General features: G+C 69.7%; 9 protein-coding genes and 5 tRNA genes. 11 read left to right on the top strand and 3 right to left on the bottom strand.

Features of this window, described 5'->3' with window-relative positions:
• Positions 1-6: 6 nt before the first annotated feature.
• Complete coding sequence (locus tag SPR02S_RS19340) at positions 7-4,002, bottom strand: sensor histidine kinase (protein WP_026150697.1); 3,996 nt, start codon at positions 4,000-4,002, stop codon at positions 7-9.
• Positions 4,003-4,574: 572 nt separating this feature from the next.
• Here SPR02S_RS19340 and SPR02S_RS19345 point away from each other — a divergent pair.
• The 10 genes from SPR02S_RS19345 (at position 4,575) to SPR02S_RS19390 (ending at position 9,253) form a co-directional block, all read left to right on the top strand.
• Positions 4,575-4,760, top strand: coding sequence for a hypothetical protein (locus tag SPR02S_RS19345; protein ID WP_019058645.1), 186 nt, complete (start codon positions 4,575-4,577; stop codon positions 4,758-4,760).
• A gap of 79 nt (positions 4,761-4,839) precedes the next feature.
• Entirely contained in the window at positions 4,840-5,616 is a 777-nt protein-coding gene (locus SPR02S_RS19350) for a fumarylacetoacetate hydrolase family protein (protein ID WP_019058646.1), read from the top strand.
• Positions 5,609-7,093 (top strand): glutamate--tRNA ligase, encoded by a 1,485-nt coding sequence (gltX, locus tag SPR02S_RS19355; RefSeq protein ID WP_078622940.1) that lies wholly within the window; start codon positions 5,609-5,611, stop codon positions 7,091-7,093. Before SPR02S_RS19350 ends, gltX begins: the two co-directional genes overlap by 8 nt.
• 114 nt (positions 7,094-7,207) lie before the next feature.
• Positions 7,208-7,867, top strand: a complete 660-nt coding sequence (locus tag SPR02S_RS19360; RefSeq protein ID WP_019058648.1) for a DUF4241 domain-containing protein — start codon at positions 7,208-7,210, stop codon at positions 7,865-7,867.
• Between the two features lie 49 nt (positions 7,868-7,916).
• Complete coding sequence (locus SPR02S_RS19365) at positions 7,917-8,648, top strand: HAD family hydrolase (RefSeq protein ID WP_019058649.1); 732 nt, start codon at positions 7,917-7,919, stop codon at positions 8,646-8,648.
• A 91-nt stretch (positions 8,649-8,739) separates the two neighbouring features.
• Positions 8,740-8,811 (top strand) — tRNA-Gln (locus SPR02S_RS19370).
• Positions 8,812-8,853: 42 nt separating this feature from the next.
• Positions 8,854-8,926 (top strand) — tRNA-Glu (locus tag SPR02S_RS19375).
• A gap of 61 nt (positions 8,927-8,987) precedes the next feature.
• Positions 8,988-9,060 (top strand) — tRNA-Glu (locus SPR02S_RS19380).
• Between the two features lie 20 nt (positions 9,061-9,080).
• Positions 9,081-9,152 (top strand) — tRNA-Gln (locus tag SPR02S_RS19385).
• Positions 9,153-9,180: 28 nt separating this feature from the next.
• A tRNA-Glu gene (locus SPR02S_RS19390) sits at positions 9,181-9,253 on the top strand.
• A 50-nt stretch (positions 9,254-9,303) separates the two neighbouring features.
• Here SPR02S_RS19390 and SPR02S_RS19395 read toward each other — a convergent pair.
• Positions 9,304-9,948, bottom strand: a complete 645-nt coding sequence (locus SPR02S_RS19395; protein WP_019058650.1) for a MerR family transcriptional regulator — start codon at positions 9,946-9,948, stop codon at positions 9,304-9,306.
• A 79-nt stretch (positions 9,949-10,027) separates the two neighbouring features.
• Between SPR02S_RS19395 and SPR02S_RS19400 the strand changes: the two genes are divergently transcribed.
• Entirely contained in the window at positions 10,028-10,540 is a 513-nt protein-coding gene (locus SPR02S_RS19400) for a DUF4188 domain-containing protein (RefSeq protein WP_019058651.1), read from the top strand.
• Between the two features lie 63 nt (positions 10,541-10,603).
• Here the strand turns inward: SPR02S_RS19400 and ndgR are convergent, their stop codons facing one another.
• Positions 10,604-11,320, bottom strand: coding sequence for an IclR family transcriptional regulator NdgR (ndgR, locus tag SPR02S_RS19405; RefSeq protein WP_019068721.1), 717 nt, complete (start codon positions 11,318-11,320; stop codon positions 10,604-10,606).
• Positions 11,321-11,369: the final 49 nt, after the last annotated feature.

An 11,369-nucleotide genomic window follows, 5' to 3' on the forward strand; every position in this document is an offset into this window, starting at 1 on the left:
GCTCAACTAACGCTCCTGCTGGTGAGTGGGGCTGGGGAAGCTGCCGGTCTGGCCGGTACCCGTACCGGCCTGTCGACCCTGTGCGATGCCCCGACGGAGATTGGTCAGCCGGCCACGTACGTCGTCAGGCGCACGGGAGACCTGCGGACCGGTTTGGTGCTGTTGCTGCTGAGCCGTGCCCGGGACGAGGTTCGCCCTGGGCACCCGGCGCGGCAGGCCGGAGGTGGTGACGCCGCCCGCGGCCGGTTGCCTCACACGCTCTGCCTGCCGAACGAGATCGTCGTTCGGCGAGCTGCGCCAGGTACCGCCCGTGGGACGTTGGGGGGGTGTCGCCGGTACCGACGGTGCCGACGACTGCGGGGCGGGAGCGGAGCCGTTGCTCAAGGAGCCGGTGCTCTGCTGCTGTTCCGCCTGCTGGCCGTGGAACCAGTTGGTCTCCAGCGTGTCGTACAGCGGCGTCCTGCCGTCACCGGGACCCGTGGCAGGCGGCAACGCCTCGGGCTCCTGGCGGGTGGGACGCTGCGGGGCGGGAGGCCGCTGGGCGCCGAGGTCGGCGCCGTTGCGGTTCCCGTTGACCTGCGGCCGCTCGAACTGCCCGGTGTTCGCGGGGTTCTGACGGTTCGGCAGATTGTGCTGACCAGTGGAGCCGTTGTCAAAGCCGGGGGTGGCGAACTGACCCGTGGAGCTGGGGTCGTACGCCTGCGGGACGGCGAACTGTCCCGTGTTGGCCGGGTTCGACGGGTTGTTGGCCTGGTTGTTCGGTGAGCCGAAGACGTCCGAGCGGACGAACTGGCCGCCGTTCTGCGGGGAGTTGGCGCCGGGACGCGGGGCGTCGGAGTCCGGCCGCGGGAACTGCCCGCTGTCCTGCGCTCCGTTCACACCGGGACGGGGGAACTGGCCCGTGTCCTGCGGCCCGCTCGTGCCCGGGCGCGGGAACTGCCCGCTGTCCTGGGACCCGTTGGCGCCCTGCCGGGGGAACTGCCCGGGGTTCTGCGACCCGTTGGTGCCGGGACGGGGGAACTGGCCCGTGTTCTGCGCTCCGTTGGCACCGGGACGCGGGAACTGTCCGCTGTCCTGGGCGTCGAAGCGCGGTATCGCCGGCATCTCCGTCGTGGCCGCAGGGCCCTGGCGGTCGTCGATGCGCGGCATCCGGGAGGTCTGCTCGGCGTCCCGCTCGTCGTGACCACGCGGGGCGTCGAGGTTGCCGCGGCCCAGCGGGGGCTGCGCGTTCTCGTCGCTCCAGCTGGGGCGCTGGTTGCTGTTGCCGCCGGGCAGCTCGGCCCGCGCACCACCGCGCGGCGGGAGCTGTGGCTGACGCCCGCGCCGCCGGCCACCACCGCGGGGCGGCTCGGGCTCGTCGTTGCTCGTGCGCTGCGGCGGCACCGGGTTGTTGCTCTGCGGCGGCATCCCGCCGAAGGCGTCCTGGCGACCGTCACCGAAGCCCTGCGGCGTACCCGTGCCGGCGGCCTGCAGACTCTGCGGGGTGCCCGGCGCCTGGCCGAAGAGACCGGCACCTGAACCGGCACTGGCACCCGCGCCGGCCGGACGGCCCTGCGGCGCCGAGGGACCCTGAGGTCCACGCGCACCGCCCGGACCACCGGGTCCGCCCGGCCCAGCCGGACGTCCACCGCCCGCACCGGGCAGCGCGGCCCGCGGGCCCTGACCGGAACCGACCTGGCCGCGCGGAGCGGCCCCGGCACCGAGAAGTCCACCGTTGCCACCGGCGGGCGCACCCGCGCCGAGCGCGGAGCCACCCTGGCCGTTGCCCCGGCGGGCCGCACCGGCACCGGCCGCGGCAGCTGCCGCCGCGGCGCCGACGGCGGCCTGACCGGGCTTGCCCGGAGCGGGCTTCTTGCCGCCCTGGGCGACGTCGACGGGGAGCATGACCAGCGCGGTCGTACCACCGGAGTCGGAGGGACGCAGCTGGATGCGGATGCCGTGACGCTGGGACAGCCGGCCGACCACGAACAGACCCATGCGGCGGGAGACCGAGACGTCCACGGTGGGCGGCGAGGCGAGCCGCTCGTTGATCGCCGCGAGGTCCTCGGGGGAGAGGCCGATACCGGTGTCGTGGATCTCGATCAGGACGCGGCCGTCGGGCAGCGCGTGACCGGTGACCTTGACCTTGGTCTGCGGCGAGGAGAAGGAGGTCGCGTTCTCCAGCAGCTCGGCGAGGAGGTGCACGAGGTCGTTGACCACGCGGCCGGCCACTTCGGTGGTCGGCACGGAGGAGAGCTCGATGCGCTCGTACTGCTCCACCTCGGAGGCGGCGGCGCGGAGCACGTCGACCAGCGGGACCGGACGGGTCCAGCGGCGGCCGGGCTCTTCACCGGCGAGGACCAGGAGGTTCTCACCGTTACGGCGCATGCGGGTCGCGAGGTGGTCGAGCTTGAAGAGCGAGGACAGCTGGTCCGGGTCGGCCTCGCGGGACTCCAGCTCGGAGATGAGCGAGAGCTGACGCTGGATGAGGCCCTGGGAGCGGCGCGAGAGGTTGGTGAACATCGCGTTGACGTTGCCCCGCAGGAGGGCCTGCTCGGCGGCGAGGCGGACGGCCTCGCGGTGCACGTCGTCGAAGGCCGCGGCCACCTGGCCGATCTCGTCCCGGGAGTGCACACCGACCGACTCCACGGACGTGTCGACGTCCTGCGGGTCGGACTCGGAGAGCTGCTTGACCAGCTCGGGCAGCCGGTCCTGGGCGACCTTGTTGGCGGTCTCCTGCAGGCGGCGCAGCGAGCGGATCATGGACCGGGCGATGACGAAGGCGCCGACGAGGGAGACACCGAGCACGAGCAGGATCAGCGCACCGGAGATGATCGCCTCGCGCTCGGAGGCGGAGCGCAGCTCGCGGGCCTTCTGCTCCATGTCCTCGAGCAGCGTGTGCTCGATCTTCTTCATCTGCTCGATCTTGGTCGAGCTGTCGTCCACCCAGTCCTTGTAGGACCGCTTGTCCAGCGAGGCCAGGCCGTTCTGGTTGTCGAGGACACGCTGGGCGTAGGTGTCGGCCGACTCGATGATCGGGTTGCTGTCCTCGATCGGCGTGATGAGCTCTTCGGCGCCCTGGTCGCCGTAGATGTTGCGGAAGATGCTCAGTTCCGACTTCTCGCTCTCCAGAGCGGAGTCGGCATACAGCCGGTCGTTGGCGGAGAGGCTGCCCGCGACCGTGTTGCTCGCGGGCAGGGCCGCCGCGATCACGGCGCGCTGCACGGACGAGAACTCCTTGGCGGAGGAGAAGGCCGCCAGGGCGCGCGTGCGCTGGATCATCTCCGGGTTGCTGGTGGCCTCCGCCATGTCCTGCGAGAGGTCCAGCAGCTGGGTGATCAGGCGGTGGTAGGCGTCGACTGTCTGCGTCGAGTTGTTCGGCGACTGGTAGGCCGCCTTGCGGATCCTGTCGAGGTTGTCCAGCTCGGTGGCGAGGCCGACCAGGCTCTCCCGGACGCCCTGGAGGTTGCCGCTCTTGCTGGCGCTGTCCACCTCTTCCGAGGCGTTGATGAAGTTGTCGCGGGCGCGGTCGGTCTTCTCCTCGTAGCCCTTGACCTCGTAGTCGGTGGCCTTGCCGCCGTGCGAGAGGGGGCCGGCCGACAGGTCGCGCTCGTCCTGCAGCGCGGTGGCGAGCGCGGTGGCCTGCTTGGTCATGTCCGTCAGCAGCTTCATGTTGTCGAGCTGCTGGATGTCGGTCATGGAGTCGCTGATGCGCAGCGCGCCCAGCGAGGTGGCCGCGACCACCGGGAGCGCGAGCAGCGACACCAGACGCGTGGAGATGCGCCAGTTACGCAGAGCGACGCGCGAGCCGGGTCCTGGCGCGCCGGACGGCGGCTTCACCGGGGGCGCGGGGGTCGGGGCTGCGGACACACCGGGGCGGCCGGGGCCTCCACCGTCGCCTGACGGCGCCGGGCCCGGGTTCTGGGCGTGCTGGGGCGAGGAGCTGCCGGTCTTGGGGCCAGCCCCGCCATGCGGCTCCGGCTCCGCCGAAGCACTGCCATCCCTCTTGAAACGTCCCTGCACTAGCGTCGCAACCTCTGGACCAGGCGCCCCTCCGCGTGAACGGAAGGACGGTGTCGGCGTCTTAGGGAGCGCCCTGAACGCGCACCCCAGTGTGTGGTCGTGAGTGACCGGCGCTGCTCCCCCTTCCGCCGCCCCTGGCGCTGCGTTGCGCCCTCTGAGCGCCGGGCTGATTCTGCGGCGGTCCGTGGAATTCCAGCACAGTGCCGGATCTCCAACAAGGCCCGTAGGCCAGGCTGTGACCTGTGTGACACCGCGTGAGGGGTGCGTCACGAGACGTAGAAAGCTATTCACTCCAAAGGGGGCATATCCCTACGACCCCTAAGGGCATGCCATGTGCCCAAGTCGCCATGATCAGGAGCGGAATGACAGCTTCAGGGGGTCAATGTCCGTTTCGTTGAGGTGAGTTGAGGGTCCGAATTGGACGCTTTGCCCATGCGGCCGTGAGCAAACTCACACACCGATCAAGGCCTCTTCGCGTCTTCGGTCGGGAATTGGATGTTTAGCCTGACGCTTTACATGAGGGCACATACTGCCAACCATCCACCCACGGACGACGAGGGTCGAGTACAACAGTGAAGACCACGATGATGTTCCGCAACATTGCCAACCCGCGACGCACGACGCTGGCGCACCTCACGGACGCCGAGCCGCTGCAGACGCCGGAGCTGCAGGAACACTCGCTCGACCTGCCGGCCCAGACCGCCAACCCGCGCCGCACCATCCTCATGGAGATCCCGGTCACCGCCGCCGCGGAGTAATCGCGCGAGCATGGCACCCGCACCGCGTTAGCCTGGAGCGTCAGACTCCAGCCAGCTCAGTGAGGGGCGCCAGGATCCCGTGCGCATCGCCAGATTCTCCATCGACGGGAACGTCGCCTTCGGCGCGGTCGAGGGCGACAAGCCGGACGAGCTCGTCCTCGACATCATCAAGGGCATCCCGTTCGCGGACTTCGAACTCTCCGGTACGAAGGTCCCGCTCAGCAAGGTCAGGCTGCTGCCGCCGGTCCTCCCGAACAAGGTCGTCGCCTACGGCCGCAACTACGCCGAGCACGCCCGGGAACTGGGCAACGAGGTGCCGGACGTCCCCTTCGCCTTCTTCAAGCCGTCCACCTCTGTGATCGGCTCCGGCGACGACATCCAGTACCCCTCCTTCACCGAGGACCTCCACCACGAGGCCGAACTGGCCGTCGTCATCGGCCGGATGTGCCGCGAGGTCCCGCGCGAGCGCGTCAAGGACGTCATCCTCGGCTACACCTGCGCCAACGACATCACCGCGCGGGACGTCCAGAAGCGCGAGAAGCAGTGGGCCCGGGCCAAGGGCTTCGACACCTCCTGCCCGCTCGGCCCCTGGGTGGAGACGGACCTCGACCCGAGCGACCTCACCATCCAGCTCACGGTCAACGGACAGCAGCGACAACTCGGCCGCACCAGCGAGATGATCCACTCGATCGAGGATCTGATCGTCAACATCACCGAGGCCATGACGCTGCTCCCCGGCGACGTGATCCTCACGGGCACCCCGGCAGGCGTCGGACCGCTCACCGTCGGCGACGAGGTCGCCGTCTCCATCGAAGGCATCGGCACTCTCACCAACAAGGTTGTCAAGCGTGGCTAGCGCATCTGCCCCAGCAGTCCGTGTCCGTTTCTGCCCCTCGCCGACCGGCAACCCCCACGTGGGCCTGGTCCGCACCGCCCTGTTCAACTGGGCGTTCGCCCGGCACCACCAGGGCACGCTGGTCTTCCGCATCGAGGACACCGACGCGGCCCGCGACTCCGAGGAGTCCTACGGCCAACTCCTCGACGCCATGCGCTGGTTGGGCTTCGACTGGGACGAGGGCCCCGAGGTCGGCGGCCCGCACGCGCCGTACCGCCAGTCGCAGCGGATGGACCTCTACAAGGACGTCGCGCAGCAGCTCCAGGCCGCCGGCCGCGCCTACCACTGCTACTGCTCCACCGAGGAGCTGGACGCCCGCCGCGCCGCCGCCCGCGCCGCAGGCAAGCCGTCCGGCTACGACGGCCACTGCCGCGACCTGAGCGCCGAGCAGATCGACGCCTACAAGGCCGAGGGCCGCACGCCGATCGTCCGTTTCCGGATGCCCGACGAGACGATCACCTTCACGGACCTGGTCCGCGGCGAGCTGACGTTCACCCCGGAGAACGTGCCGGACTACGGCATCGTCCGGGCCAACGGCGCCCCCCTGTACACGCTCGTCAACCCGGTCGACGACGCCCTGATGGAGATCACCCATGTCCTTCGCGGGGAGGACCTGCTCTCCTCCACCCCGCGCCAGATCGCCCTCTACAAGGCGCTGATCGACCTGGGCATCGCCAAGCAGATCCCCTCCTTCGGGCACCTGCCGTACGTGATGGGCGAGGGCAACAAGAAGCTCTCCAAGCGCGACCCGGAGTCCTCGCTCAACCTCTACAGGGAGCGCGGTTTCCTGCCCGAGGGACTGCTCAACTACCTCTCCCTGCTGGGCTGGTCGCTCGCGGCGGACCGGGACGTCTTCTCCATGGACGAGATGGTCGCGGCCTTCGAGATCTCCGACGTGAACCCGAACCCGGCGCGCTTCGACCTGAAGAAGTGCGAGGCGATCAACGCCGACCACATCCGCCTGCTCGACGTGAAGGACTTCACCGAGCGCTGCGCCCCCTGGCTGCAGGCCCCGTTCGCCCCCTGGGCGCCGGAGGACTTCGACGAGGCCAAGTGGCAGGCGGTCGCGCCGCACGCGCAGACCCGTCTGAAGGTGCTGTCGGAGATCACGGACAACGTCGACTTCCTGTTCCTGGCCGAGCCGGTCGAGGACGAGGCGTCCTGGGCGAAGGCCATGAAGGAGGGCTCCGATGCCCTGCTCCGTACGGCCCGCGAGAAGTTGGAGTCCGCGGACTGGACCTCGCCCGAGTCCCTCAAGGAGGCCGTCCTGGCCGCCGGTGAGACCCACGGCCTCAAGCTCGGCAAGGCGCAGGCCCCGGTCCGCGTCGCCGTCACCGGCCGCACGATCGGCCTGCCGCTCTTCGAGTCCCTGGAGATCCTCGGCAAGGAGAAGACCCTCGCCAGGATCGACGCGGCCCTCGCCAAGCTGGCCGCGTAACGCACGCACGCGTGAAGGGGCGGCAGCCGCAACGGCCTGCCGTCCCTTCGGCGTTGTCAGTGCGGGGCGTTAGGGTTCCGGATCATTGAAGATCGTTCAGGAGAGGCACCTTTCATGCCGATGACCGCTCGTGACTACACCTGGCTGTTCACGCCGGGCAGCGAGTTCAGGGAGGACGAGACCGGCACGGTCGGCGTGATCCACCTCGCCGACGGCGGCCAACTCTGGCTCCCCACCGGCCAGGTGGTCGCCTGCGACCCGTTCGTCTCCCTGGGCGGCGGCGAGTCCGAGCCCTTCACGGTCGCCGTGGCCCCCGGCCACTACCGAGTCGAAGCGGCCGTCGCCACCCTCACCCAGCCCGACGAACCCCCGTCCGACAAGCCCCACTTGCGCGTGGCCGCCGCCCGCCTGGTCATACGGGACGAACCCACCACCGCCTGGGAACTCGCCCTCCAGCCCGGCCAGGACCTCGCCGAACTCACCGAGGACGAGTTCTACGGCTACGGAGTCGACGCCGGCACGGGCGCGTTCTACGATGCGTCGGCCGACGGCTCCTTCCCCGAGTGCGAGGGCGACGAGGGCCCGCTGTGGGACGCCTTCGAGGAGACCGGCCACGCTCCGGGTCCCTACCTGGTCACCTCTCCCTCCACCGGCCACACCCTGGCGGCCTTCGGCTCCGGCTGGGGCGACGGCGCGTATCCGACCTTCATCGGCCGTACAGCGGCCGGTGAAGTCACCTGCTTCGTCACGGACTTCTTCGTCGTCCCCGTGTGACGACAGGCCGGGGCAGACGCGCCCCCGGGCCGCGGGATACCGTCGGATCATGACCATTCGGGCCGTTGTCTGGGACGTCGACGACACCTTGTTCGACTACACGGGTGCGGACCGCGCGGCCATGCGCGAGCACCTGGTGACCGAGGGGCTGGTCGACGGGCCCACGAGCGTGGCGGAGGCCCTGGAGCGCTGGCGGGTGGCCACCGAGTTCCACTGGGCGCGCTTCTCGGCCGGCGAGGTCTCGTTCGAGGGACAGCGGCTGGACCGCGTCCGGCTGTTCCTGGACCGGGAGTTGACCGACGCCGAGGCCGAGGACTGGTTCCAGCGCTACAAGGCCCACTACGAGACCGCCTGGGCCCTCTTTCCGGACGTCCTGCCCGTCCTGGACGCCCTCGCGGCCACCCACCGGCACGCCGTCCTCTCCAACTCCAGCCTCACCGTCCAGGACCGCAAACTGCGTGCCCTCGGTGTGTACGACCGCTTCGAGGCCGTCCTGTGCGCGGCCGAACTGGGCGTCTCCAAACCCGAGGCCGGCGCCTTCCTCGCGGCCTGCGAGGCGCTCGAACTGCCGCCGCACGAGGTGGCGTATGTCGGAGATCACCCCGAGATCGACTGGCGCGGCGCCGCGGACGCCGGACTGCTGTCCGTGTGGATCGACCGTCACGGCGGGCACACCCCTGGTGAGGCCCTCGCGGGGCGGCACCGGATCGCCTCGCTCGCCGAACTTCCCGCGCTCCTCGGCGCTGATACCCGTTTTGGAGCCCCGTCCACCTTCAGGTAATGTTCTTCCTGCGCCGCCGGAGAACAGACCGAAAGGTCAGCCACCTGGAGGCGCACGCTAGAACAAGATCCCGACAGGGATTGAGTCTTAGTGGCCTATGGTGTAATTGGCAGCACGACGGTTTCTGGTTCCGTTAGTCTAGGTTCGAGTCCTGGTAGGCCAGCTCGCAGAGCTCATCTGCAACCGCAGAGGTCAACTCTGCAAAGCCCCCGTTGTGTAGCGGCCTAGCACGCTGCCCTCTCACGGCAGTAGCGCCGGTTCGAATCCGGTCGGGGGTACAGATCCTTCCCAGGAAGGTGGTCGGGTCGCACCCGCCGCCTCTCATGCAGGATCGCTAGGGCCCCCGTTGTGTAGCGGCCTAGCACGCTGCCCTCTCACGGCAGTAGCGCCGGTTCGAATCCGGTCGGGGGTACGCTTTACCTTGCATCGCCTTGGTCTATGGTGTAATTGGCAACACTACGGTTTCTGGTACCGTCATTCTAGGTTCGAGTCCTGGTAGACCAGCTCTGATCTGCGGAAACGCACGATCTAGGCCCCCGTTGTGTAGCGGCCTAGCACGCTGCCCTCTCACGGCAGTAGCGCCGGTTCGAATCCGGTCGGGGGTACATACAGCAGAGCCCCTCCACTTCGGTGGAGGGGCTTTCGCGTGCCCGGCTCACTCGAAGCCGTACCGTCGCGCCGACTCCTCCTCCTGTGCCAGCCGGTGCAACGCCTGGAGCACCGGCTCGACGAAGATCGCGCCCGCGACCGCCGTCTCCACCTTCTCCGCCTCCGAGGGATGGGTCTCCACGAAGTCCAGGTCGAGGACGGCCGCCTGGTGCATCAACTTGGCGTAGTTCACGACGAGTTCGGGCGGCCAGTCGTACCCGAGCCGACGAAGTGCGGCCACCGCCACCACCAGTGAGCGGTAGGACGGCGAAATGGTCACCAGGGCCTGGGAGTTGGACCAGCCCAGCGTCTCCAGGAGCTTGTCCACCTCGCGGTGCGCGGACTGGACGTACTCGTCCTCCTCGTCCGGTTCGGGCACCTGCGGCAACGCCCAGAGGGCCGCGCCCAGCCGGATCGTACGGCCGAGGGAGTCGTCGTCGACATGGCCGAGCACCTCGCGGACCGTCGCCACCGGCAGCCGGCCGACCTGGATCATCGCGCGCACCAGCCGCAGTCGACGCAGGTGCTCCTCGTCGTACTCGGCGGTGGTGGTGTTGATCTGGCGGCCGGGGGCGAGCAGTCCTTCGCGCAGGTAGTACTTGATCGTCGCGACGGACACACCGCTGCGCTCGCTCAGCTCGGCCAGCCGCATGTCTTGCGCCCTTCCTCGGGTACCGGCACTATCCAAACACGGGTCATCGGATAGTGCTGGTACCCAACAAGGGGGCGTCATGTTCGCGAAGGCTGTCAACGGCCGTACCACCGCTGCCGCCGAGGGGGAGGTGGTGGTGCTGCTGATCGGGATGCGCATCAACCGCTTCTGGGCCGTGCATCACTGGGTGCCGGTGTTCCTCGCGATGCCGCGCATGCTGCGGGAGTTGGGGAAGGACAGGAGCCGCGGACTGCTCGGGCACGTGCTGCTGACGGCGTCGCCGCGGACGTACTACGTCGTCCAGTACTGGGAGTCCAAGGAGCAGCTCTACGCGTACGCGAGTTCGCCCGACATGTTCCATCACAGGGCGTGGGCGATCATCAACCGCAAGGAGAAGGCGGGGAAGGTGCGCGGCCATGTCGGGCTGTGGCACGAGAGCTATGTGGTGCCCGAGGGGTCCTATGAGGCGATCTACGCCGACATGCCGGCCTTCGGACTCGCGGCGGCGCACGGACAGGTGCCGGTGGAGCGGCGGGGGAGGCGGGCCAAGGGCCGGTTCGCGTACCGGTCGGGGAGTGCGAAGGCCGAGTAGGTCCGGACATGGCGGAGGGCCTGCCGCGGCGTTGAGGCAGGCCCTCCTGTGGTGTTCCGGGGATCAGCCGGTGCGGCGCAGGGCCTCGGAGAGGCGGGCGGCGGCGTCGATGACCGCCTGGGCGTGCATACGGCCCGGGTGGCGCGTCAGGCGCTCGATGGGGCCGGAGACGGACACGGCGGCCACCACGCGGTTCGAGGGGCCGCGCACGGGCGCGGAGACGGACGCGACGCCCGGCTCCCGCTCGCCGATCGACTGGGCCCAGCCCCGGCGCCGTACGCCCGAGAGGGCGGTGGCCGTGAAGCGGGCGCCCTGGAGGCCGCGGTGCAGGCGCTCCGGCTCCTCCCAGGCCATCAGGATCTGCGCGGACGAACCGGCTTTCATCGTGAGCGTCGAGCCGACCGGGACCGTGTCCCGCAGTCCGGACAGGCGCTCCGCGGCGGCGACGCAGATGCGCATGTCGCCCTGGCGGCGGTAGAGCTGCGCGCTCTCGCCCGTGATGTCCCGCAGATGCGTGAGCACCGGGCCCGCCGTGGCGAGCAGGCGGTCCTCGCCGGCGGCCGCGGCCAGCTCGGCGAGACGGGGGCCGAGAATGAACCGGCCCTGCATGTCGCGCGCCACCATGCGGTGGTGTTCCAAAGCCACGGCCAGCCGGTGTGCCGTGGGTCGTGCCAGCCCGGTCGCCGCGACCAGACCCGCGAGGGTGGCCGGACCGGACTCCAGGGCGCCCAGGACAAGGGCTGCCTTGTCCAGGACGCCGACGCCGCTACTGTTGTCCATGAAACGATACTCGCGTCTCACTCTGTGAAACGCAAGTTCCTTTTTTCGT

Origin of the sequence: Streptomyces prunicolor NBRC 13075 (assembly GCF_000367365.1) — a bacterium.
GTDB classification, from domain to species: domain Bacteria; phylum Actinomycetota; class Actinomycetes; order Streptomycetales; family Streptomycetaceae; genus Streptomyces; species Streptomyces prunicolor.

What these genes read in the sequence shown, in the direction of transcription:
- ndgR (WP_019068721.1), bottom strand. Translation starts at nt 11,320, where the DNA reads ATGGACAACAGTAGCGGCGTCGGCGTCCTGGACAAGGCAGCCCTTGTC.
- SPR02S_RS19400 (WP_019058651.1), top strand. Translation starts at nt 10,028, where the DNA reads ATGTTCGCGAAGGCTGTCAACGGCCGTACCACCGCTGCCGCCGAGGGG.
- SPR02S_RS19360 (WP_019058648.1), top strand. Translation starts at nt 7,208, where the DNA reads ATGCCGATGACCGCTCGTGACTACACCTGGCTGTTCACGCCGGGCAGC.
- SPR02S_RS19365 (WP_019058649.1), top strand. Translation starts at nt 7,917, where the DNA reads ATGACCATTCGGGCCGTTGTCTGGGACGTCGACGACACCTTGTTCGAC.
- SPR02S_RS19395 (WP_019058650.1), bottom strand. Translation starts at nt 9,948, where the DNA reads ATGCGGCTGGCCGAGCTGAGCGAGCGCAGCGGTGTGTCCGTCGCGACG.